This is a genomic window from Methylophaga sulfidovorans (assembly GCF_900114205.1).
Classification (GTDB): Bacteria; Pseudomonadota; Gammaproteobacteria; order Nitrosococcales; family Methylophagaceae; genus Methylophaga; species Methylophaga sulfidovorans.
In genome coordinates, this window is record NZ_FOSH01000024.1 from 1 (window position 1) to 22,376 (window position 22,376).

27 protein-coding genes and 1 pseudogene are annotated in these 22,376 nt (G+C 39.4%); 11 read left to right on the forward strand and 17 right to left on the reverse strand.

Annotated features, from left to right (window positions below):
• Window positions 1-334 (forward strand): IS1595 family transposase (locus BM232_RS14230; protein WP_143092302.1); only part of this gene is annotated, 334 nt, incomplete at its 5' end.
• A 236-nt stretch (window positions 335-570) separates the two neighbouring features.
• On the opposite strand, the gene BM232_RS14235 is transcribed toward BM232_RS14230, so the two are convergent.
• From BM232_RS14235 to BM232_RS14295, 13 genes are all read right to left on the reverse strand, one after another.
• Entirely contained in the window at window positions 571-1,380 is an 810-nt protein-coding gene (locus BM232_RS14235; protein WP_177207345.1) for a metallophosphoesterase, read from the reverse strand.
• 81 nt (window positions 1,381-1,461) lie between these two features.
• Window positions 1,462-1,935 (reverse strand): LAGLIDADG family homing endonuclease, encoded by a 474-nt coding sequence (locus BM232_RS14240; RefSeq protein WP_050797525.1) that lies wholly within the window; start codon window positions 1,933-1,935, stop codon window positions 1,462-1,464.
• Window positions 1,936-2,011: 76 nt separating this feature from the next.
• Entirely contained in the window at window positions 2,012-2,245 is a 234-nt protein-coding gene (locus BM232_RS14995) for a hypothetical protein (protein WP_091716047.1), read from the reverse strand.
• Window positions 2,246-2,332: 87 nt separating this feature from the next.
• Entirely contained in the window at window positions 2,333-3,154 is an 822-nt protein-coding gene (locus tag BM232_RS14250; RefSeq protein ID WP_091716049.1) for a hypothetical protein, read from the reverse strand.
• A 69-nt stretch (window positions 3,155-3,223) separates the two neighbouring features.
• The gene (locus BM232_RS14255) at window positions 3,224-4,219 is read right to left on the reverse strand and encodes a plasmid recombination protein (RefSeq protein WP_091716052.1); all 996 of its coding nucleotides are present in this window, start codon (window positions 4,217-4,219) and stop codon (window positions 3,224-3,226) included.
• A gap of 73 nt (window positions 4,220-4,292) precedes the next feature.
• Complete coding sequence (locus tag BM232_RS14260; protein WP_177207346.1) at window positions 4,293-4,475, reverse strand: helix-turn-helix domain-containing protein; 183 nt, start codon at window positions 4,473-4,475, stop codon at window positions 4,293-4,295.
• A gap of 596 nt (window positions 4,476-5,071) precedes the next feature.
• Window positions 5,072-5,419 (reverse strand): DUF488 domain-containing protein, encoded by a 348-nt coding sequence (locus BM232_RS14265; RefSeq protein WP_091716057.1) that lies wholly within the window; start codon window positions 5,417-5,419, stop codon window positions 5,072-5,074.
• Between the two features lie 26 nt (window positions 5,420-5,445).
• Window positions 5,446-5,889 carry a CopD family protein gene (locus tag BM232_RS14270; RefSeq protein ID WP_091716059.1) on the reverse strand — a complete coding sequence of 148 codons (444 nt, stop codon included), beginning with the start codon at window positions 5,887-5,889 and terminating at the stop codon, window positions 5,446-5,448.
• Window positions 5,890-5,959: 70 nt separating this feature from the next.
• Window positions 5,960-6,358, reverse strand: a complete 399-nt coding sequence (locus BM232_RS14275) for a SirB2 family protein (RefSeq protein ID WP_091716062.1) — start codon at window positions 6,356-6,358, stop codon at window positions 5,960-5,962.
• Between the two features lie 39 nt (window positions 6,359-6,397).
• Window positions 6,398-8,653, reverse strand: coding sequence for a nitric-oxide reductase large subunit (locus tag BM232_RS14280; protein WP_091716064.1), 2,256 nt, complete (start codon window positions 8,651-8,653; stop codon window positions 6,398-6,400).
• Window positions 8,654-9,153: 500 nt separating this feature from the next.
• Window positions 9,154-9,891, reverse strand: coding sequence for a sulfite exporter TauE/SafE family protein (locus BM232_RS14285; RefSeq protein WP_091716067.1), 738 nt, complete (start codon window positions 9,889-9,891; stop codon window positions 9,154-9,156).
• A gap of 228 nt (window positions 9,892-10,119) precedes the next feature.
• Complete coding sequence (locus BM232_RS14290; RefSeq protein ID WP_091716069.1) at window positions 10,120-10,833, reverse strand: NYN domain-containing protein; 714 nt, start codon at window positions 10,831-10,833, stop codon at window positions 10,120-10,122.
• An 84-nt stretch (window positions 10,834-10,917) separates the two neighbouring features.
• Complete coding sequence (locus BM232_RS14295) at window positions 10,918-11,760, reverse strand: LysR family transcriptional regulator (protein ID WP_091716071.1); 843 nt, start codon at window positions 11,758-11,760, stop codon at window positions 10,918-10,920.
• Between the two features lie 101 nt (window positions 11,761-11,861).
• Between BM232_RS14295 and BM232_RS14300 the strand changes: the two genes are divergently transcribed.
• From BM232_RS14300 to BM232_RS14335, 8 genes are read left to right on the forward strand one after another with little or no spacing between them, the layout of a single operon-like run.
• Window positions 11,862-13,580, forward strand: a complete 1,719-nt coding sequence (locus BM232_RS14300; protein WP_091716074.1) for a diflavin oxidoreductase — start codon at window positions 11,862-11,864, stop codon at window positions 13,578-13,580.
• 17 nt (window positions 13,581-13,597) lie between these two features.
• Complete coding sequence (locus BM232_RS14305) at window positions 13,598-15,316, forward strand: NADPH-dependent assimilatory sulfite reductase hemoprotein subunit (RefSeq protein ID WP_091716077.1); 1,719 nt, start codon at window positions 13,598-13,600, stop codon at window positions 15,314-15,316.
• Window positions 15,317-15,643 (forward strand): DsrE family protein, encoded by a 327-nt coding sequence (locus BM232_RS14310; protein WP_007145621.1) that lies wholly within the window; start codon window positions 15,317-15,319, stop codon window positions 15,641-15,643.
• 9 nt (window positions 15,644-15,652) lie between these two features.
• A complete protein-coding gene (locus tag BM232_RS14315; RefSeq protein WP_091716080.1) occupies window positions 15,653-16,063 on the forward strand; it encodes a DsrE family protein in 411 nt (136 codons plus the stop codon).
• A 2-nt stretch (window positions 16,064-16,065) separates the two neighbouring features.
• The gene (locus BM232_RS14320) at window positions 16,066-16,461 is read left to right on the forward strand and encodes a hypothetical protein (RefSeq protein ID WP_091716083.1); all 396 of its coding nucleotides are present in this window, start codon (window positions 16,066-16,068) and stop codon (window positions 16,459-16,461) included.
• A 39-nt stretch (window positions 16,462-16,500) separates the two neighbouring features.
• A complete protein-coding gene (gene ccoN, locus BM232_RS14325) occupies window positions 16,501-17,952 on the forward strand; it encodes a cytochrome-c oxidase, cbb3-type subunit I (protein WP_091716086.1) in 1,452 nt (483 codons plus the stop codon).
• A gap of 3 nt (window positions 17,953-17,955) precedes the next feature.
• Window positions 17,956-18,198 (forward strand): hypothetical protein, encoded by a 243-nt coding sequence (locus tag BM232_RS14330; protein ID WP_091716088.1) that lies wholly within the window; start codon window positions 17,956-17,958, stop codon window positions 18,196-18,198.
• Window positions 18,195-19,148 (forward strand): NAD(P)H-dependent flavin oxidoreductase, encoded by a 954-nt coding sequence (locus BM232_RS14335; RefSeq protein ID WP_091716090.1) that lies wholly within the window; start codon window positions 18,195-18,197, stop codon window positions 19,146-19,148. Before BM232_RS14330 ends, BM232_RS14335 begins: the two co-directional genes overlap by 4 nt.
• A gap of 60 nt (window positions 19,149-19,208) precedes the next feature.
• On the opposite strand, the gene BM232_RS14340 is transcribed toward BM232_RS14335, so the two are convergent.
• The 4 genes from BM232_RS14340 to BM232_RS14355 form a co-directional block, all read right to left on the reverse strand.
• Window positions 19,209-19,640, reverse strand: a complete 432-nt coding sequence (locus BM232_RS14340; protein ID WP_091716092.1) for a sodium:calcium antiporter — start codon at window positions 19,638-19,640, stop codon at window positions 19,209-19,211.
• Window positions 19,641-19,718: 78 nt separating this feature from the next.
• Entirely contained in the window at window positions 19,719-20,498 is a 780-nt protein-coding gene (locus tag BM232_RS14345) for a calcium-binding protein (RefSeq protein ID WP_091716095.1), read from the reverse strand.
• Window positions 20,499-20,533: 35 nt separating this feature from the next.
• Window positions 20,534-20,722 (reverse strand): cysteine peptidase family C39 domain-containing protein, encoded by a 189-nt coding sequence (locus BM232_RS14350; protein ID WP_091716098.1) that lies wholly within the window; start codon window positions 20,720-20,722, stop codon window positions 20,534-20,536.
• A gap of 283 nt (window positions 20,723-21,005) precedes the next feature.
• Window positions 21,006-21,707 carry a tyrosine-type recombinase/integrase gene (locus tag BM232_RS14355; RefSeq protein WP_091716101.1) on the reverse strand — a complete coding sequence of 234 codons (702 nt, stop codon included), beginning with the start codon at window positions 21,705-21,707 and terminating at the stop codon, window positions 21,006-21,008.
• A gap of 127 nt (window positions 21,708-21,834) precedes the next feature.
• Between BM232_RS14355 and BM232_RS14360 the strand changes: the two are divergent.
• Together BM232_RS14360 and BM232_RS14365 are read left to right on the forward strand one after the other, a co-directional pair.
• Window positions 21,835-22,023: pseudogene (locus tag BM232_RS14360) on the forward strand (IS1595 family transposase); the annotation flags it as partial.
• 64 nt (window positions 22,024-22,087) lie between these two features.
• A partial coding sequence (locus BM232_RS14365) for a transposase (protein WP_143092303.1) occupies window positions 22,088-22,376 on the forward strand: 289 nt, incomplete at its 3' end.

The following is a 22,376-nucleotide window of genomic DNA, read 5'->3' on the forward strand; positions in this document are numbered from 1 at the left end:
AAAAGAGACAACCTTGATACCCATTATTAGACAGACGGTGAAACCTGACAGTATTGTCTATACCGATACTTGGCGCAGTTATAATGCGTTAGATGTAAGCGAATTTAAACACTATCGTATTAACCATAGTAAGCTTTTTGCCGATAAGCAAAATCATATCAATGGTATTGAGAATTTTTGGAATCAAGCTAAGCGCCACTTACGGCGATTTAACGGTATTCCAAAGGAGCATTTTCACTTGTTTTTGAAAGAGTGTGAGTGGCGATTTAATAACAGTGACCCAAAGAGTCAATTAAAACAATTAACTCAATGGGTTAAAGCGAATATGGGCTAGTTATCTGGATCAGCCCCTAAATTTAAATTCATATTTCCTAGAAGGAAATTACTTATTAACTAACTGATTAGTTATTCTCTGCATTCTGTCGTTAAGAATATCTGAAAAATATTATGACAATAAACCTAATCACTGCAGAAAATAACAAACATATCTCGATCTTCTTTAAACCAATTCTTATGATTTTTCTTGATTAAATATTCCAGATACATTGTCAAATATTACGACTTCAAACTCTATATATGAATTAAGACCGGTTTATAATTATCCTTATATTTTTCATTAACATTTGGATACCCACGCGCGTGTCTTTGAATCAACGTTTGATTTACTTTAAAGGAATTATTGCCATGAACATGCCCATAAAGCCAAGCGGCAGGTGAATACTGGTTTATCAGTCCATCAAGATTGCTGACATAACAGGCAGCGAGTATTTCATCCCTTAACTTCTCGGATAAACAATCAGCCATCGGTGCGTGATGCGTTACCACAACTTTTTTCTTAGCAGGTTCTTTGTTGAGTTCACCAGTGATAAAGGCCCTTGCTTCTTGATGCCAGCCGACCACGTCTTCAACATTGATGTTGGTTAATTCATCCTGCTCAAGTCTTTTGATATGGTTAAAGTCATTTAACCTGACTGAGGCATAGTCTCTGGCCATCTTGTTTCTAACGGGTGAATCGAACAACTGATAATCAGACCAGAGCGTTGAACCTATAAAGCGTACCTCGTCAATATCTACCGTTGCATTATTGAGCAAGGTCACCTGAGTCCCATGGATAATCTTTCTTACCTTATCCACCACAGGTTCTTTATCATCGTATTGATCGTAATACTCATGATTACCTAAGATATAGATAACTGGTATACCCAATAACTCAGATTGCCTGACAGCATACTCCGCCCCATAGCCCTGACAATCAATATCACCCGCCAAGACGAGGACTTCAAAACCCTTTTCGTTTGAGATGTTAGGGACCTCACCTCGTTGATAACGAATAAACTCATTGTGAATATCACTGATAAGCCCTATCTTCATATTCTTCATATCCCTCTGGTTCATATTGAACCACTATGCTTCTAACCTATCCTCAGGCATAGTAGTTCCGACAAAATCACTTCAATGACGTTACTTCATTCTTTGCAGTTTTCGATACCACCATTCACGAATATCCCAAATCTCTGTAGGCAAAGGTTTACGCCCTGTTCGCATTTCTAACTTGCCCAATTTCCAGAAATCTAAAATTGCTCTAGCCTCAGGTCGTTTTCGAACTAAATATGGTTCAATTAATTTAATTGCCTTATAGGCATGTGAAGAGTTGTAATTAAGTGTGTAACACTGACGATTTGTCTCAATGCTACGTTTAATTTTGTGAATATTTGCATGAATACCTAAGGTATCTCTTATGTGTTCAAGTACTTCCAGATTGTTTTGTACAATATGTAATCTAACAGTATGGGTGTACTTTATTTCACCTGTACTCGCCAGTTTGTACTTCTGTTTCATTATATGCAGACAGCCTTCACCATCAATAAACCCTGCTGTCCAAGCCAAATCAATATCTCGATACTCCATCAGCATACTACTTTGTACTCCACTCATAATCCCTCCAATATAAAGTTTACAATGTAAACTATAATTGACAAAAATAAAGACCGTTAGCTGGCCTTTTAATTTTTTATTTATAGTTTACATTGTATACTTTTTTGTCAATTACTTTATATTGAATGTGATGCTTTATAAAAAATAACTCAAGTAAACCCTCAGGGATAGTTCTGTGTGTCGTCTTCTCTGGCTCTCTTTCCCAACTTATCCATGTTTGTCGCTCAACACGAACACTATCAGCAGCTGCTTGCTGTGTGAGTGATAGAGATTTTCTTATTTTCTTTAGCTCTGATGGAGAGATTGGCATTTATCTTGTTACTGTTAAACAATTATGCGTGAGATTATACAGTTAATGTAGCTAGCTGACTGGTTGGCTATGTGTATGCCACAAATCTCACCCCGATATTCCAATACACTCGCTTTCTATATAACGTTCTATGTCAGCTGTTCGGATTGCTAGTGTTTTACTCAATCTTTGTTTTATTAATTCACAACGCGTAATGACTTCGGCTTTCTCACGTCGTAAAGTTGATGCTTCCTGTGATTTTTCATGAAATTTTTTTACGACTATTTCATACTCTAACCTAAGTGTACGAATCACTTCAGCGAGCCAATAATCTGCGATGGGATATGACTTAATAGGTAAAGTTTTGCTTAAATCTTTAACTTGAGAAGTGGCGTTATTTTGCACTTTTGTGTAGTTAATCAACTCACTGCTAAGCTCAATATTTTTCTTTTGTAACAGTAATAGGTGCTCTTTTAATTTCTTGTTCTCCTCCATCAGAGACTGTTTGGTTTTCGATAACGATATACTTTTTTCTTGCTCCAACTTTTCAACATACTCTTGATAGTCAACATATGATGATGGAAAGTTAATAGATTTATTGGAAACTCTCAATAGCTCAGAGACTTCTAATCCATAATCTTTGATATATGAATATTCCTTAGATAACTGGTAGGCCTTTTTCCAATTTTTCCATGTCGCGTACTTCCACTTCAATTCAGTTTTTAGATAATCTTTCCATGATGTACACCCCTTTTCACCAATAATGCTCGCTTCAATATGATGCTTATTGGGACGGCCACGCTGCATAAGAAATGGAAGCTCCTTTTCAACAGTCTGCATAAAACAGATCCATCCACCTCTCGCTTCCGCCCCTAAAAGTTGTTGAAGCCGTTGGGAGATATCTTTATGACTTTCTATACTTTGACTCATGATTTTTCTCACGTCGTTTATTAAGAAAAAGTAGTTATCTGTCTTATATAAACCATTTAACTATTTAATTTACCGTGGACCATAATCCTCTTCATATTCATGAAGACGTTTTTTATAGTTCTCATTCTCAGAAATAAGCTCTTGATTTTTAATTAAGATGTCAAAAATCATCTCTCTTTGATTAATTAGGTCTTCATATTCAGTTTCGGCTAATTGAGTCTTTTCTTGTAATTCTTGTATGCTCACATCATTGGTTTCTTTAAACTGCTTATACTCACTTTCTACTTCAAACCTTTTTTCATCATAAAACTGCTTTATCCGTTCAGCCTCATCTTGAAGTTTTTTCTTTTTCTTTATCATTTCGTTTTCAATCCATTCAGCTAATTCAGATGCTTTTGCTTGTTTAGCAATTTGATATAGTTCAGATTGAATTCGCTTTCTCATTGGACCTATTCGTTCAAGACCATATTTCTGAGATACTGACTGATAAAAATCATCTTGAAATGCACTCATTGCATTTTTATATGCCTCGCTTGATTTAATACTGTTTGCCTCTGATTTATTCAGTTCTTTTGCAATATGACCAGGATGATGCTTTCTTGCATTGTTTGAAACCGTATACACATGTATGTGTAAGTATTGCTCATCAGTATGTAGTAGAGCAGATTGAACGCTTCCAAACTTCTCTCTGTGGAATTCGATACAATCCGTGAAAAAAGGTCTTATTTCGTCCAGATCACACATTTGACTTTGAGAGGGGTAGCTGTATACCGCAGCTAACAGAACATGAGCATCTTTTCTGACAGCTCTTTTCTTTGCCTCGCCACCAAGAACAACCTCTGTCGCTTCATTTTCTAAAAGTAGGTTTAAATTTTCAGCCAGCTCTTGCGCCGTTATACCATCGAGTAACTCAGGTGGTGATGGTGACAAAACATGCCTGCTATGTTCGTCAACACGACTCGCTTCAGCTAAGATGTCATAACAGGTTTTGACAGAACTACTTTTTGAAAGTGTGGATGCGGTTCTGGCATACGTTTCTATGTGTGCAAATTGAAATCTTGCCATCAGAGAAACCTCCAATACGCAAAAGACAATCTAAACCTATAGAACCGACTATTAGTTAATGCATGGACTAACATTATGCCACCCGTCCTTTAGCTATGAATTCATTTATATCTTCTAGTGCATACCTAACTGACTTACCTATTTTTGTATACGCCGGCCCCTCCCCCATAGAACGCCAATTGGCTAATGTTCCAACTTTGACGTTGAGCAGTTTGGCTGTATCCTGCGGCGTGATGAGTTTAATGAATTCCTCCATAAGCATGTCCTTTATTTACAGTGTATTACTGGGGACAGTATACCTAGGGGCGCAGAATACGTTAACACCTAACCCATTGATTATAAATATATAATAGAAGGTATACTCTATTATATATTTTGGTGTCTGATGAAAATTGATAACGCCGTCTAATTTAAGCATTATCAAGGAATGACATGAGTTTTAGTTACAAAACTCAAGTAATACAAGAAAAGAAAAACCTGACAAGGAAAATTAAACTACAAAAATTTTTATTGCGAAATTGATAATTATTTCACAAATATTTTGTAGTCATATTCCGAAAGTCTTAGTTATATAGCCATTACTTAATGAGTATTCAAAAAATTTGGCTTTTAGATAACCTGTTTTGGCTGTTTTTCTGAATCGTAAATCATCAATACATTAAACAAATAAATATCTTCATAATTATTCTCTTCATTAGTGCTTTCACATAAAAGTCTAATCTGAATGGATACTTTATTTATAGAGAAATGAATACTTTCATACGAACAGTATATAACTAATAAAACCTTAGTATGTGAATGTCACAGACGAATTATTAAATATTTTTTTACTTTATAACGTCTATTTTAATTTTAACCCAGCTTTTCCAGATACTCTTTTAGTATATAGGCGTGGCTGTGTTGTTTGTCTTTTGCTGCATAGAGGAGCACAACGTTTTTTTGTGTGACTTCGGCTAGGTAGTCTTTGGCTGTTTGTTTATTTTCACTCAGTTCGCTGAGGTATTGTTTACGAAAGCTGTTCCATTTGTCAGGGTCGTGGTCAAACCATTTACGTAGTTCATCACTGGGGGTAAGTTCTTTCCAGTGGGCATCCAGATTGGCGTCTTCTTTTGATACTCCACGTGGCCATAATCGGTCCACCAGTACTCGGTAACCTGTGGGTACATCACTTTCATAAATACGATGTAGCTTAATGTTCATGTATGCCTCCTGTTATTGCCGTGTGATTAATAAAGCCAACCTGTTCGGAATGATACACCAACAATGATGAACAAGATGGAAAGAAGGGTGACGGGAATGATGTGCCAGGCCATCACTTTGAGTGTGTCTGGAGACATGTGAGGAATCACGCGAAATCGTACGTGCACAGCAAAGCTGAGTGTTAAAAGCAGCAGACATAACTTTGCCATGATGGCATGTGATACGGGATTTGTGGGGTTAAACCATTGTGTGATGTCTGGCAGCACATGATAAGCCAGATACAAACCCGTTAAGATTTGAATAATCAGGGCGGGCATGCCTATCTTTTCATAAACTGACTCAAAACTAAGCAGCTCTTCAGGCGAACGATGCTTTAATACCTTAGGCAAGATCACCACTGATAAGACAATATGCCCTCCCGTCCATATGGTGGCAGCCAGTATGTGAAGCAGTAATAATGTCCCGTACATAACTATCCTCTAAATGCACCTATAAAATGTCTTTCAACGAGCCAACCATAGGCTTGAATGTACTTTCATCTCAAAAGAGCATGCTAAATATGCCCCAGCTATTGTGGGTTTTCGCCACGCTGAAAATAAACAACCAGGTCATCAAGGCCAGCCCCCAAACTATGACATATTGCCGCTGGTTTCGAGTGTTGTAGAGCATGATGTGTGAGAGAAACAAATAAACTATCAGCAGCAGAAACTTCACCGTGAGCCAAGCATCGATAAAAGGAAATTGCTGCACGATATTGGTCAGCATTAACGCTGCGGTGATTAACACCGTATCAACGCCGTAGCGAAGATAACGAACGGACGTTGAAAGCAGATTATCGACTTGACTCAGGTGAATGAGCCCATGAATGAAGAGCAAGCCGCCACTGGCAAAGGCCATCAGCCAGTGTACTTGCCGAACTTCATCATAGAACTCAATCACCGTCAGTCCGTCCTTAAATCGGATTGGCTTCTAGCCGCGTTATTGCCCACCTTCATATTTTGGTTTAATCCATAAGCTGAGAATAAACCAAGCTAATAACAAAGCGCCGACAGCAAAGATGGTATCGCCAGGCACACGCATCCAGACCAGTAAATCAACAACCGGTTGCTGCATAAAGTCCGCTGATCGGGCGTACCAGTAACCATGATTCAGACTGGCAAACAATTGCATAACGCCAAGCGGTAACAGCGTGAGTAAAGCCATCAGAGCCAGACCAATATTGAAACACCAGAAGCTGGCTTTAAGAATGCCTTCCGGCCAGATGAGATCAGGCTTGATACCGCGTATACAGAACAAGGTCAGACCAATACCCAACATACCGTAAACACCAAACAAGGCGGTATGACCATGCAGAGGCGTCAGGTTAAGACCTTGCATGTAGTACAGCGATAATGGTGGATTAATTAAAAAGCCAAATAACCCCGCACCGACCAGATTCCAGAACGCCACGGCCACAAAGAACATAATCGGCCAGCGGTAACGTTTCATCCACTCAGTCGCATGACCCAACGTGTAATTGTGATACGCCTCAAACCCGATGTAGGCCAGTGGCACTACTTCGAGTGCTGAGAAGCTGGCACCCAACGCCAATACCGGTGTAGGTGATCCGACAAAGTAGAGATGATGCAATGTGCCAATTACGCCTCCTGACATGAAAATAATCGTGGCAAACAGCACAGCAACTGTTGCTGTTTTGACCGGGATTAAGCCCAGACGAGTAAATAAGAACGCAATAACTGCTGTGGCAAAGACTTCAAAGAATCCTTCAACCCAGAGGTGAACCAACCACCAGCGCCAGTATTCCACCATGGAAATATGGGTGTGTTCATTCCAGACCAGTGCCGCCCCAAAGAACAAGCCAATGGCAACGGTGGATAAGAACAGTAAACCAATAATGGAACGACTTTCAGAGGGTTGACGTAATGTCGGCCAGAGCGAGCGCCCCACCAAACACAACCAGAGTAATAAACCGATAAACAGGAACCACTGCCAGAACCGGCCTATATCGGCATATTCCCAACCTTGATGACCGAACCAGAAGTTATGCTCCAATCCTAATGTCTGATTCACTGCGAACCATTGTCCAGTAAAGGCACCGACCACAATAACCAGTAAGCAAACCCACAGCAGATTCACACCGAATCGCTGATAAGGCGGTTCATAACCCGATACGGCAGGACCGATATAAAGGCCGGTCGCGAGCCAGGCAAGTGCTATCCATAACACAGCCAGCTGGGTATGCCAGGTGCGAGTTATCGAGTAAGGCAAAATTTCCGATAACTCAAAGCCATACATAACCTGGCCTTCCACCTGATAATGCGCAGTCACCGCACCAAGTAGAATTTGTACCAGGAATAAAGCGAGCAACACCCAGAAATATTTGGCTGTCGCCATCATCGAAGGTGTAGGTCGTAAATCGCGCATGGGATCGGTTGCCGGCAGTTTACTGGTCGCCTCTTCTTTGCCATGAGACACCGCGTAATACCAGCCCATTAAACCAATTCCAGCCAACAGGAATGTCACACTGAATGCAGACCAGAGAAACATACTCGCCGGCGGTTTATTATCAATCAACGGCTCATTAGGCCAGTTATTGGTATAAGTAATGTGACCATCGATGCGATTAGTCATAGTGGCCCATGCCGTCCACCAGAAAAAGGCGGAGAGTACACGACGATTTTCTGGATCGGTGACCGTGTTATTTTTCATGGCGTAAGCTTCACGAAGCTCAACCGTTGAAGGTTCATCACTAAAGAGACGTTGATAATGTTCAGAGACCTGACTTATCGCTTTGACTCTGTCCAAGCTTAAAGTGATGACGCCAGTGTCGGGATTGTATGTATTTTTTCTCACTAGGGACTTCAGTCTGCCTTGCAAAGCGGCTTGCTGTTCGGCATTGGCAAGCTCAAAACTTTCCACACCATAATCTCGGTTCGCCCAGAGATTGAGTAAGGCCATCAACTCTCGGTGCATCCAGTCGGCACTCCAGTCCGGAGCAACATAACCACCGTGTCCCCAGATTGAGCCAAGTTGCATTCCGCCAAAGGACTGCCAGACTTGTCGTCCTTTTTCAATTTCAGCGCGGCTGTAGATTAAGTTACCGTCGGTGGTGACGACCTTTTCGGGCATAGGTGGTGCTTGTTGATAAATCTGATTACCACTCCATATCAGCACCCCAAAAGAAACAAACAACAAAAATGCCAGAAATAACCAGAGTTTTTTTACGTTTGTCATCAGTCACTCCTTTGTGAGATGGCGCCTATACCCTAAGCAAGGCTTAATTGAATACCAAGTAAATGGCGGAATGACGTTAATGCACGATTCATTAACAACATCGACAGCTGCAAGACAATCATCGCATGGTCCAATCGATAAAAACTTTTAATATATTGTTTCTAATTAAAAAATGACTTAATAAAAACATATTGTCAGCCATCAAAATCCCGCCTTTTTAATAAGGCATTTCATTTACCTATTTTAATCAATGTATTTGATGATTAGAAAGTTAATATCCGGAAGAGTGTATTGGAGAGTTTTGATTCTGAGACTATAAAAGACAAATAAATTGCAGTACCATCGTGAAGTGGTTAGTTATGTAACATCTGTATTTGTATTAAATATCAGCAATATAAGCTGATTTTTTATATATGAACAATCTATCCCAACTAATCAGATCGAGATTTTAAAAAATGAAAGCGTGATAAAGAAACGGTAAATTCACATATCAGTGTGCTCTATCGGTTGAAATATATAAGCGTCATCACACATCCCAAAAATATGATTATTACTCTAAAGTTTTTTTGTGAGAGAGAATAAGATAATCTCGAACCAAGATACCCACCAAATAGTGCAGATATCCCCATCATGAACAATAAGTTAAAATCAATTAAATCAGCCATCCAATAAAATAAGCTAGCGATAGTTGTCAACATAACTGACATCAGGTTTTTTATCGCATTTGAATTATGTATATCTGTATTTGTCATTATAGATAAGCCCGCTAACAACATTATTCCTACACCACCATTGAAATAGCCGCCATATAGACAAATAGCAAACAAAATCAGAAAATGTTGAAGATATTGATGTCGAATTGCATTAGTTTTGAGGAGTGTAATTTTAGGCCCAATAATGAATGCCAGAGTAGACAGTAACATCAACCAAGGCAGCAATCTGTCGAAGTGTTTCTCATCACTCCAATTTAATATTAATGCTCCGCACATTCCTCCCAATAATGAAGCGATAACATATGGCGTCAGATTGTTGGGTAATTTTCTTATGGTATGACGTGAATGCCATACACTTGCAACATAACCTGATAGTAATGCCACAGTGCCAGTAGCATTAGCAGTAATTGGACTAAATCCAATCAGCATCAAAGCTGGCAAAGTAATAAAACTCCCTCCACCAGCGATTGAGTTAAGCATACCGCCTATCAGTCCAGCAAGGATAATGACTAGAGCATCTAACATTGGTCGACTATAAGCTCACATATTTTCTTTTTTCATGTTTGACACGATGCAATGTTAATTAAAAAGAGAGTTTTAACGGTTTATATCGTATCTTATATAACTAAAATAATGACGTTACATATAAGCTAAATCTATTTGTGTCTTCACTATCATCTAAATTTTCAATTATTGAAATCAAATAAATTAGATAGTTTGATTATCTTGTTATCTCTATAATAGAAATTGTTTTCAGGACTTCGTCTGTTTCCGTATGTCCCTGACTAAGTATGTATTACCCACCCCTCTTTTTAGCTCAAAAAGATCGATCGATTTAAAGAGACTACTTAGATTCTTAAACCCATAGTTTCTAGTATCGAAAGATGTTTTATTAGAAATGTTCGCTCCTACCGGGCCCAAAGCAGCCCAGCCATCTTCATCTTCTGTTGCTTCAATAGCCTGCCTTAACAAATTGATAAGTTTAGTATCTGATTTAATGTTTTTAGATTTTGTCACAAATTTAGTTTTTTCTTTTTCTTGATCAAGAAAAAGAAATTTAGAACAGGCATTCACAAATGGTAACGGTGTTTTTCGTTCTCCAAACCCTAATACCACTTTTCCTTCTGCCAGGGCTCTAGTGACCATTGGTGTAAAATCGCTATCAGATGTAACAAAACACATCACATCGATCTGTTTTGTATACATGACATCCATCGCATCAATAACTAAAGCAATGTCCGACGCATTTTTTCCCTTTGTTAAATCGAATTGTTGTATCGGTTGAATAGCGTATTCATGCAAAAGTTCCTCCCACGCTTTTAATGTCGGCGACTTCCAATTTCCATAGGCCTTACGAATAGTTACAACACCATAATTTGCGACTTCACTAAGTACATCTTCAAATTTGCTAGCTGGCGCATTATCAGCGTCAATGAATAAAGCAATTCTTTGTTTCGTCTCATCCATGTTTTTCTCGCTATTGCTAAATATGTGTTGAGTAAAATATTTACAAGCAATTACTCGTAAATAGATAGTTAATGCGTATGCTTATTAGGGCAACCATGGCGACTGAATTTTTGATGATTCAAATAAAGCGTTAAGTTGTGAGCTATATCTTTGTTTATCTGCCTGTTTGTACAAGACAAATACTGGAAAAGTAAACTCAGGATAATGTTCATTATGCTTTAAGAGTCCTGCTTTTATATGGTGCTCAACCACTCTCGTACGAAAATAACCACTTCCACCATTTGTTAAGATGTAATGTAAAGCCAATGGCCCGAGGCTAATAGTTAGTTGTGCTCTTGCTAGTTCAGGTAAAGCCACATCATGTTGACGTCTAAAGTCATCTCCCCAGTCCACGTAGACATAAGGTTGAGGATTATCAACTGAACTTACATGGATGAGCTTTTCTTCTAATAGTTGCTCGACCTGAACACCTGGCCAATATTCAGGCTGATGAACCAGAATAATATCTAGAACACCATTTTCAAGTTGCTCCATGAGTGATTGACGCTCACCAATCTCAGCTCTAATGGCCACTTCACTTTCAGTGATATTAAGTGCATTTAACCACTGTAGGACAAGCGGACTCCATAAACTGACTTCACTACCAATATTAAGTACATTTTGTACTCCCTCGGGTAGAGGCAGATCTCGTTTTGCCAGCTCCCATGATTGAACCATTTTCGTTGCATGCTCAACAAACCTGACACCATTTGAGGTTAGACTTGCACCTGAACGATTGCGAACAAACAGTTTACATCCAAGTTGTCCCTCAAGATTATGAATTCGAGCGGTTACGGTAGTTTGAGTCACATGCAGTTTTTCTGCTGCAGAGATAAAACTTCCCGACCTGACAATTTCAAGAAATGTTCTGGCTAAACTGACATCCATATGAATATTTTTGATATTAAGTTGCGATAATATTCATTATATATTACAAAAGAATCTCTCCATAATGTGTTTCAACATTCACAGCACTAGAAACACACTTCATGCAAAATTTAGCTACATCATTATTCACAACATCTGAGTGGGAGGCCGTGGCAAACCTTCTCAAAAGTTTGTCTAATCAACAAACAGAATGGTTAGCAAATAATTTATTAGACATTTCCACTTCAGATAAAAGCATAGCTGCTGAAAAGAAGGCCGTCGTAGCCTATGGAACAGAAACAGGTAATTCGAAAGGTATTGCTCAAAAGTTCTATGAAAAAGCATGTCATCAAGATAAATCAATAGAAATTATTAACCTAGCGGATTTCAAGTTCAAACAACTAAAACATATTGATCATCTATACATTGTGTGTAGCACTCATGGTGATGGCGATCCACCAGAACCCATTACATCTGTCTATGATGAATTGCTTAACCTAAATGAAGATTTATCTCATCTTTCTTACGCAGTGCTTGCTTTAGGTGACAGTTCATATGATCACTTTTGTTTAACAGGTCTCAAAATTGATGCCAAGTTGCGTGAGCTCAGTGCAATACCTTTTACTGAATGTGTAGAGTGTGATGTTGATTTTGAAGAAACGGCTGATGAATGGATTAGTTTCTTTCTTCCGACGTTACCAGATATCACAGAAAACGATGAAGCACATCAAAGAAGCAGTAATAAAATCCGTACTTCGACCTACTCAAAAACAAGTCCACTCTCTGTAGAAGTGGTCAAGAATACTCGTTTATCTGATGACTCAAGAACAAACCCTATCCATCACTTAGAATTAGAGATACCAGAAAATATTCAACTGAGTCTGACTGCCGGTGATGGAATCGGTGTTTTACCTCAGAATCCTCCTCAACTCGTACACCAAATATTGTCATTAACAAAATTCTCAGGAGACGAATCTGTTGTTGTAAAACAAATTGCCATGCCACTAGTACAGGCTTTGCGTGAATATTGTGATCTCACTTTGGTAACAGCACAATGTTTAACTAAATGGAGTGAGATTTCAAAAAACAATGACTTAATAAAATTAAGTCAGGATAAACAAACATTACGCTCATATCTCAAACGGCACCAATTAACAGATTTACTAGTCAACTACCCTGTACCGTTAAATCCACAACAGCTAATCGATAGCTTAAGGCCGTTACAACCCCGTTTATATGACATTGCCAACAGCACTCGCCAGATTCAAGATGAATTACATCTCACTGTAGAAAAGTATCAATATCTTTGGTCTGGGAAGTTACAAAATGGAATTTGTTCAACATATTTAACGAATATAGAAGAAGGTGAACATCTTCTTATTTTCCCTCATCACAATAAACGGTTTCATTTACCCACCAATCAAAATAGCCCCATTATCCTCATTGCTGACGGAACGGGAGTTGCACCATTTCGAGCTTTCATGCAAGAGATTAGCTCCGATCCTAACCGTGAACATTCAGTGTGGTTAATACTAAGAGAACATACATTTTTAAATGACTTTCTCTATCAAACGGAGTGGTGCCAATATTTACAAGATGGCCTATTGTCTCGCTTAGATACGTCTTTTTCTGAAGACATCTCAGTTAAATCAATCTACGACATCATTCAAGACAATGAAGACACATTTAAAGGCTGGTTAAACGCTGGGGCACATCTGTATTTATCAGGTCACAAGAACATATTCGACCATCTCACAGAAACCTTGAGCCATGCGTCATCTTATTCTCGGATCTGGCTTCAACTCACTCAGCAAAAACGATTGCATAGAAACGTATATTAATTTTACGGAGAAATAAAGTGACCATACTTACTATTGATCGACAGTCTGATATTAGTCAACCGCTCATTGAACAGCATAGTAATGAACAGCTTAAAGCAAAAAGTCATTTTTTAAGAGGCACGATCAGAGAGGGACTAAATGATTCTAATACAGGAAGTATCAGTCACGATGATGGATTGTTAACAAAATTCCATGGCATCTATCAACAAGATGATCGTGATACACGACAACATCGTCTCATTCGAAAACTTGAACCTCATTATCAATTTATGGTGAGACTCAGAATTCCAGGTGGAAGATTAACCAAACAGCAATGGATAGAAATAGATCGTTTATCACGAATTTACTCATCAAATGGGATACGTATTACCACACGTCAAACTATTCAACTTCACGGTGTGAAAAAACAATGCTTACAACCACTCCTGATAAGTCTAGAAAAGATAAAGATAGATACCCTCGCTGCATGTGGCGATGACAACCGCGGTATTGTTTGTGGAGTCAATCCTGATGAGTCAAAAATATCCCAACAAGTCTATAAGATCGCAAAAGAAACGAGCATGCGTCTTCTACCTAAAACTGCTGCTTATCGTGAAACTTGGTATGACTCCCCTCCTTCAGTCTCCCACTCTGAGGAGCCACTTTATGGAGATACCTATTTACCTCGTAAATTTAAAATTGGATTCGTCATCCCTCCAGATAATGACATTGATATATTTGCCCAAGATGTCGGGTTTATAGCTGTTATTAAGGAATCTCGCCTGGTTGGCTTCAACGTGTGTGTCGGCGGTGGAATGGGGCAGCTTGACTCCAGAGAAGATAGCTATCCGAGACTATCCACCCCCATTGGCTTTATAGATGCATCAGATGCGCCATTTATCGCTGAGGTCATCATGAGTATTCAACGCGATTATGGTGATAGGAAAGATAGACATCGTGCACGTTTCAAATACACATTAGACAGAATAGGTTTAGATAACTTCAAAGAATTACTCATAAGCCGTTTTGGTAAAAAGCTAGCACCACTAAAGCCATATAAATTCGCGCATAATGGCGATAAGTTAGGCTGGCACCAAACTGAAGATAGTCAGTGGTGCGCAACACTACATATTCAAAGCGGACGTATCAATGATCATTTACAAGATCAATTACAGGCTTTCTTTCAGCAATATAGTGGTGAAGTCAGGTTAACTGCAAACCAGAATATTCAGCTTATCAATATTCCACCATATGACATTTATGACGTAGCAAGACGATTATCTGATCTTGGTCTATATGAAAGATTGCTCCCATCAAATCAAGAAGCTGCCACATTGAGCTGTGTTGCACTTCCTACATGTGGGCTGGCTATGGCTGAAGCGGAAAGAATAACACCTGAGTTTCTTACGCTTTTTGATGATTTGAAACGTCAGTATAACCTTCAAAAAACGCCCATCACGCTCAGAATAACTGGCTGCCCTAATGGATGCGCTCGCCCCTACTTAGCTGAAATAGCTTTAACAGGACGAGCTCCAGGTTTATATAACTTATATCTTGGAGGTAGTCACCGAGGCGACCGGCTAGCCACTCTGCACGAAAAAAACCTAAGTCAAACTCAGGTTCTCGATGCAATAGCTCCTTTATTCGATTTGTACTCGACAGATCGTATTGATAAAGAACATTTCGGAGATTTTCTTCATCGATGTAATTTCATTAAATCCTCATCCATCTCTAATCAATCAATACAGGAACGATAGATGTCTGAATTTCTTTTTATACAAAGTCGAGATCCATTCACAGATGCACTGACTAAATCACAATATGAATTAATTCATCATCTCGCCACTGCAGGCAATCGTGTGACGGTAGTGCTTGTTCAAAACGGTGTGATGCCTGCAACCAAAAGCAGCATTTTTACCCCCTTTACTAAATTACTTCATGAAAACATTACACTCGTTGCTGATAAATTTTCTTTACAACAGAGAGAAATAGATGCTGAGCAACTGATACCAGAGATATTAACCACCGATCTGGATATTGTTATCAAAGCGTTACTGTCAGGACAAAAGGTCATTTGGAATTAGGAGATGACAATGTCACATAATAAAACACTTACTTTCGCCTTTATGGACCCACCATTTGAGAGTGAACGCACAGTCACATTTTTTAGATTATTAGATGCCGCATTAGATGCTAATTCACATGTGAAGGTTTTTGCTTATGAAGGTGCTGCTGCCCTCTCATTCGCTAAGCAACAACATGGCAACGCTATTCATGGAAATGATACTCAACAAGAAGATCATCCACTGACAAAAACGTGGATTGCTTCATTACAAAAAAAAGCACGTAAAAAAGCACTTTCTTTTGAATGGATTAATTGTGGTTTATGTGTAGATGGGCGCGGCGTCAATGACACCATTCCCGGTTGCAACCGAGGAGGACCAGCAGATTTATGGCGCTATGCCTCAGAATCATTTAACACTCTAACTATTGGAACACGTTAATTATGAAAGTTTTACAAATACTTGATCAAGCTTTCAGAACAGTTGTAGAGGAACAAGATGAAACGATTCTATGGCTGATCCAATGCATGCAGAAAAAAGTTGAGCTAAACGATATCGACCAAATTCAATTATTACTTACAGGACAAGCCGTGTATTACACACAACAAAAAAAACAGCAACCCCCATTAAAGATAGGTGATTGGTTACAAACTCAACCAGCCAATATCAATAAAGATATCGATAACTTAATTTCATCTCATATTCCCGTTTATGTTGTGTATGAAGATCTATGGGATAGAGGGCTAGAGATGGAAGCGCTACGAGAGGGTATACAAGTAGTAAATAGAGAACAACTTGTTCCTCTTTTTGAGCAAGCCGATCAAATTTGGCATTGGTGACGCTAACCAATATAGCCATTCAAAGTCAGGAGCTTAATCATGAATAAAACAAATAATTACAATGAAGATATCACTAAGTGGTTTTCCGTTGCTGCTTGTATTTATCTAGTCATTGGTACCGGCATAGGAGTGTATATTGCTTCGGAACTCGCCTGGCCAATCCTTAATTTTGATAATCCATATATTAGCTTCGGACGTCTAAGACCTGTTCATACCAACGTAGTCGTCTATGGGTTTGGCGGCTGTGTTCTGATGGCGACGGCTTATTACGTAGTTCAGCGAACCTGCTATGTGAGGCTATGGAGTGACAACATGGCTTGGTTCACTTTTTGGGGATGGAACCTTTATGTGATCGGCGCTTTGGTGACGCTTCCACTTGGTTATACGCAGGGCAAAGAATATGCAGAACTAGAATGGCCATTTGATATTTTATTAACGGCTGTATGGCTAGCCTACTCAATCAATTTTATTTTCACATTGAGCATTCGCCGCGTTTCCCATATTTATGTAGCGAACTGGTTTTTCCTATCCATGATGATAATGTTCACCTATCTACATGTGGTGAATAGCTTGTCGATTCCCGTTGAATTGATGAAATCATACTCGATTTTCGCCGGCGTTCAAGATGCCATGATTCAATGGTGGTGGGGGCATAATGCCATTGGATTTTATCTCACTGCTGGCTTTTTAGGCATCATGTACTACTTTGTACCCAAACAAGCTAACAGACCTGTTTATTCTTACCGATTATCAGTTATTCACTTCTGGGCATTGATATTTGGCTATGTTTGGTTAGGTGCACACCACCTGCAATATACAGCCCTACCTGATTGGACAGGCTCACTTGGTGCAGCTATCTCCCTCGCCATGATTATTCCGTCGTGGGGAGGTGCAATTAATGGCATGTTCACATTGAGCGGGGCTTGGGACAAACTAAGAACCGATTATATTCTGCGTTTCTTAATTGTAGCGTTGGCTTTTTATGCTATGTCTACGTTTGAAGGTCCTGTTATGGCGTCAAAAACAGTTAATGCTCTTTCGCACTATACCGACTGGACTATCGGTCATGTTCATTCTGGTGCATTAGGTTGGGTGGCGATGATTTCTATTGGTGCGCTCTACCATATGGTAGAACGTTTATGGGATACGCGCATGTTTTCAGTCCGGTTGGTTAATGTGCATTTTTGGTTAGCGACGGTGGGTACAGCTATTTACATTACTGCTATGTGGGTGGCCGGTATCATGCAGGGGCTGATGTGGCGCGCTTACGATGACTATGGCAACCTCGCCTACACATTTGTTGAATCTGTTGCTCAGATGCATCCTTACTATGCTATCCGCATGATGGGGGGCTTCGTTTTTTTCAGCGGCGCCTGTGTGATGTTATTTAATGTAATCATGACCATTAGAGCAGCAGTAAGGCTTCATCACAATAATGGACCAGTCATCACTGATAGTAAAACCGATATTCAGGTTAAGCTTGGAGGCTAGAAGATGAGCACTTTTTTTCTGTTAGCACTACTCCTGAAGTATCACGATACGCCTCATTTATTTATGTTTATTGGTATCGACGCTTTCATAATACTCGCATTTTATTTCATTATTAAGACCGTTTATTCACCTGAAAATGAACGTCACTATAGAGAAGAAAGTTTCATTCCTCTTGATGATGATACCTATGAAGAAAAACAGTTATTTGGTACACATCACAGCTTCTCATCCAGGAGAAATAAATGACTATTAAAACTAAACTCACAAGTGCGCTAGGTATTCAACATCCTATCGTGTTGGCACCCATGGGCAATGTGGCAGGAGGCAGACTTGCCGCTAGTGTATCGAACGCAGGTGGACTTGGCATGATTGGAGTCGGCTATGGTGATATCTCTTGGCTAAAAGCTGAACTTGAAATCATAAAATCTTCAACAAATAAACCTTGGGGAGTCGGCTTTATTACATGGTCACTCACTGATGAAGTGTTTGATTTTGTCATGGGGTATTCACCCAAAGTAGTGATAATGTCTTTTGGAGACATAAGCCCATGGGTAGATAAAATTAAAACCCACAATATTCCCCTGATTTGCCAGGTTCAATCATTAGCTGAAGCCCTGGAAGTCAAGAAAAAAGGCGCTGATTTTATCATTACACAAGGTAGTGAGGCTGGCGGTCATGGCAAAAGCGGACGTTCCACCCTTTCACTAACTGAGGAAGTTATCCATCATTTACCGAATACACCTATCATAGCGGCCGGGGGGATTGCCGATGGCAGAAGTCTGGCAGGGGTATTGAGCCTCGGTGCACAAGGGGCCTCTATCGGCAGCCGTTTTTATGCATCCAATGAATCTTTAGCTCATCCCAAGATGAAACAACAATTGTTGACACATAAGGCTACAGATACTATCAGAACTACCGTTTTTGATATCATACGCGAAATAGCATGGCCTGAGGGCTATAATGGCCGAGCAATTGTTAATCCTTTTATTTCACGTTGGCACGGTTCGGAAGTTGAATTAGCACAACAAGTAGAACATTATCAAAAACCGTTTTTCCAGGCACAGCATGAAGTCAGTCTCGACTCCTTAATTATATGGGCTGGTGAGGGTATAGATAACATAAATTCGATTGAGTCGGCAGAAACAATCATCGAAAACCTAATCAGCAGTGCTATATACCATTACAGTATAGACTAATATCATTCAGTCTCATTACACTCTTTATACATCAATAAAATCTGTTTCACTTTTGCTGGACTATAATTCATGATGACTTTGTCTATTACGTCTTACCAAGTCATTTCCTACTGTGAAGCATATATAGACAAACACAGCTGGAATTAAGCCATAGATTAAAGCCTGCTCTAATGTCGTTGCGAAGTTAGACTGGGTAACTAATAAAATCATGTACGAAACATAAGATGTATATAAAATCAGGAATAGAAATCCCTCAAACCGGATTAATGTGGCACCCACAAAAAATAAGGGTAAACATAAAACTGAAACAGACAACATGACAGGTATATCTAATGTTACCAATTGTGGGCCAGCAATTAATGGCTCTGGTGAGATGAGTCCCGCCAAACCAAGCACCCAGAAAATATTACTTCCAATCACATTCGCAATAGCCAGCTCAGCCTGGCCGGACCAAGCAGATTTAACGCTGACAGCGAGTTCAGGAGCACTCATTCTAAAGACTACGACGTCTAATAATACTCAAACTTCTAGAACTCGCAAAAAATGCGAGTTCTAGAAAAGACTGATAAGTTAGTTTGCGGTCCAACTGTTAGCTAGAACAGGCTGAAGATTATCCTTAACGTCCTGTGGAATAACATTTCCAGCTCCCATAGGTACATCATATGCAGCCATTGCAGAGACAAGTTGATCGATTTGATTATTCATTAATACCATTGAACCTGATTCAGACTGGTCAAGTTGATGCTCAGTACCGTCATACCAGTTTGAAATCGTTATCTGATCATCCGTCCCTTCAACGTTAATTTGAAGATCATTATCACTTCGGCTAAACCAAAGCGCATCATAAGAGATATCGTTTTCAAAAGCGATGACATCGTTATATGTCTCTGCAGCGTTAGTATCATTTTGTATGATCTGGTCTTGACCGTCATTCAAGCCAAACTTAATACTATCATTACCATCTCCCCCTTCAATCAGGTCATTCCCCGCGCCACCTGACAAAATATCATCCCCAGCTAATCCAGAGAGATATTCGTTTGCACTCGTACCTGTGATAGTGTCATTGCTCGTTGTACCAGTCATTACGTGACTCAACGCATCTTCGATAACAACAGTATCTGTTGGTGCCGATACACCAAATGCACCGTAGAGTTGGTTAGCAGTAATTTGAGAGCCATCTTCGAAATCTAGACTATTAATAGTATTGGCTACCGCAAAGAAGTTATTAACCTTCACCTGATTACCTGTACTAGCTATATTCAAGATAAGATCATCACCAGACCTCATTAGGCCACTTGCAACATCTGAGAAACCAATACCATCTATGAAACTAATTGTATTTACACCCATAGAATCAATGATGGTGTCTTTACCGCTTCCACTACCTATGATGTATGTATCATCACCATCGAAAGTTTTTTAGCTTTTAACGTTAGTGCTTTAGCTGCTTGGAGTATTTGGGTATCAGTAAAGTGTTTTCCAGGCTGCCCATACTCATGTGAAAGCTGATCAGGCTCAGCAGGAAGCTGGTGAAAGCGGGCAAAAGCCACTAATATGTTGAGTCCAGTATCCATACTGAATAATTCCCTATTTCATTCTTAACTCAACTTAACATTACGAGATAAAAATAAACAACACTCCTAAATCCTTTTTTTATGAATCTGTGATTGATTACACATTATGAATTTAATGCAAAACTTCAACTCAAGAAAAAAGTTTTTGTCAAAAGAGTAATTACAAAACTTTAGCCAGCAATCTAGAGAAAGGCAAAATGATTACGAGGTTGGACATTATTCCCAGGCGCTATAAATAGATATAGGTACCTAATAACATCAGATGAATTATCGCTATTTGACTTTATCCTGCATCTTTGGCAAGTGTCTTTATTAATTCTGCAACCTGATTAAATGCTTTTCTCAACGTATCCTGCTCAGTGATGATATATCCACCCGTTACATCACTATCTGTCACATGGTCTAACATTCTTTTTATCATTGTGGTGGGCAAACCGCACGCTTCAGCTAGTGTTGCAAAAGTTCTTCGGCAATCATGACTACTAAATGAAAGATTAATCTTTCCACTAATTGCATCTATATGCTTTTTGGGTGTCCACATTGTTTTGCTTTCATCAAACTTACCAGGAAAAACAAAATCACCCTCACCCGTATCTTTGTAAAGCTTTTTTAAAGCAGGAAGGAGAGGTTCTGGTATGGGTAACATGACATCAGTATTATTTTTAGTGTTAAAAACTGCCGTTTTTTCTCTAAAATTGACCTTATCCCACCTCAAATTTAGGGCACTTGAACTCCTGACGCCCATGTACAAGATCATCAAAAAATATGTTTTTGATGATTGTGAGTTTAATTCTTGAACGGCTCTCAACCATTCACCTAACTTAGTACTAGGTATAACCCGTTTTGAACGTTTATTTTTATGCCAAAGTCGCGCGTTTTTTAGTACTTTTGTAGGAGACTCCTGGATCAATTCCAAAGCAACAGCATGCAGCATCAATAAACGAAACACTCGCATAGTGGCATTTGCAGTTGTTTCACCGATCATGCTTAGCTCTTTGAATTTTTTTTGAACATCATGTGTGGTTATCTCGACAACAGGCTTTTGCAACCAGTCAGAAAGATATTTATGTAGGGGCTGATCCAGATAATACTTAAAAAGGTATTATCTGAGCATGAGAAAAAGCCGATTGAGCTGGTACAAGCAACAGCGATTAATTGAGTTATTTGTAGGGGGAGTAACAGCCCGCACCGCAGCATCTTTAGTTGGTGTGAATGTGAAAACAGCCATTGGCTATTTTCAACGTTTAAGGACGTTGATTTATGAGCATAGTGAACACCTTGAATTATTAGAAGGTGAGATCTGTAGTGGTTTAATGATCCCGGACACCATTTAAGGAGGTAATATGTCCTCCAAAGAGGTGTTCAATGACAAAACAAAGAAGAAGTTTTACTCCTGAGTTCAAGTTGGAGGCAGCCAGTTTAGTTGTCGACCAGAACTACAGTGTTCCAGAGGCTTGTCAAGCTCTTGATGTGGGCGAGTCAGCCCTACGTCGCTGGGTTAAACAGTTACAGGAAGAGCGAGGTGGACATACGCCTGCATCCAAAGCGCTAACACCGGAACAGCAGCGTATTCAGGAACTGGAAGCCCGGGTGAAACGCCTGGAGCAGGAAAAATTTATATTAAAAAAGGCTACCGCTCTCTTGATGTCGGACG

Bases quoted from the DNA above. Each gene is read 5' to 3' on its own strand.
- BM232_RS14235 (WP_177207345.1), bottom strand. From the start codon at position 1,380: ATGAAGAATATGAAGATAGGGCTTATCAGTGATATTCACAATGAGTTT.
- BM232_RS14240 (WP_050797525.1), bottom strand. From the start codon at position 1,935: ATGAGTGGAGTACAAAGTAGTATGCTGATGGAGTATCGAGATATTGAT.
- BM232_RS14995 (WP_091716047.1), bottom strand. From the start codon at position 2,245: ATGCCAATCTCTCCATCAGAGCTAAAGAAAATAAGAAAATCTCTATCA.
- BM232_RS14250 (WP_091716049.1), bottom strand. From the start codon at position 3,154: ATGAGTCAAAGTATAGAAAGTCATAAAGATATCTCCCAACGGCTTCAA.
- BM232_RS14255 (WP_091716052.1), bottom strand. From the start codon at position 4,219: ATGGCAAGATTTCAATTTGCACACATAGAAACGTATGCCAGAACCGCA.
- BM232_RS14260 (WP_177207346.1), bottom strand. From the start codon at position 4,475: ATGGAGGAATTCATTAAACTCATCACGCCGCAGGATACAGCCAAACTG.
- BM232_RS14265 (WP_091716057.1), bottom strand. From the start codon at position 5,419: ATGAACATTAAGCTACATCGTATTTATGAAAGTGATGTACCCACAGGT.
- BM232_RS14270 (WP_091716059.1), bottom strand. From the start codon at position 5,889: ATGTACGGGACATTATTACTGCTTCACATACTGGCTGCCACCATATGG.
- BM232_RS14280 (WP_091716064.1), bottom strand. From the start codon at position 8,653: ATGACAAACGTAAAAAAACTCTGGTTATTTCTGGCATTTTTGTTGTTT.
- BM232_RS14285 (WP_091716067.1), bottom strand. From the start codon at position 9,891: ATGTTAGATGCTCTAGTCATTATCCTTGCTGGACTGATAGGCGGTATG.
- BM232_RS14290 (WP_091716069.1), bottom strand. From the start codon at position 10,833: ATGGATGAGACGAAACAAAGAATTGCTTTATTCATTGACGCTGATAAT.
- BM232_RS14295 (WP_091716071.1), bottom strand. From the start codon at position 11,760: ATGGATGTCAGTTTAGCCAGAACATTTCTTGAAATTGTCAGGTCGGGA.
- BM232_RS14300 (WP_091716074.1), top strand. From the start codon at position 11,862: ATGCAAAATTTAGCTACATCATTATTCACAACATCTGAGTGGGAGGCC.
- BM232_RS14310 (WP_007145621.1), top strand. From the start codon at position 15,317: ATGTCTGAATTTCTTTTTATACAAAGTCGAGATCCATTCACAGATGCA.
- BM232_RS14315 (WP_091716080.1), top strand. From the start codon at position 15,653: ATGTCACATAATAAAACACTTACTTTCGCCTTTATGGACCCACCATTT.
- BM232_RS14320 (WP_091716083.1), top strand. From the start codon at position 16,066: ATGAAAGTTTTACAAATACTTGATCAAGCTTTCAGAACAGTTGTAGAG.
- ccoN (WP_091716086.1), top strand. From the start codon at position 16,501: ATGAATAAAACAAATAATTACAATGAAGATATCACTAAGTGGTTTTCC.
- BM232_RS14330 (WP_091716088.1), top strand. From the start codon at position 17,956: ATGAGCACTTTTTTTCTGTTAGCACTACTCCTGAAGTATCACGATACG.
- BM232_RS14335 (WP_091716090.1), top strand. From the start codon at position 18,195: ATGACTATTAAAACTAAACTCACAAGTGCGCTAGGTATTCAACATCCT.
- BM232_RS14340 (WP_091716092.1), bottom strand. From the start codon at position 19,640: ATGAGTGCTCCTGAACTCGCTGTCAGCGTTAAATCTGCTTGGTCCGGC.
- BM232_RS14345 (WP_091716095.1), bottom strand. From the start codon at position 20,498: ATGGGTGTAAATACAATTAGTTTCATAGATGGTATTGGTTTCTCAGAT.
- BM232_RS14350 (WP_091716098.1), bottom strand. From the start codon at position 20,722: ATGGATACTGGACTCAACATATTAGTGGCTTTTGCCCGCTTTCACCAG.
- BM232_RS14355 (WP_091716101.1), bottom strand. From the start codon at position 21,707: ATGATCGGTGAAACAACTGCAAATGCCACTATGCGAGTGTTTCGTTTA.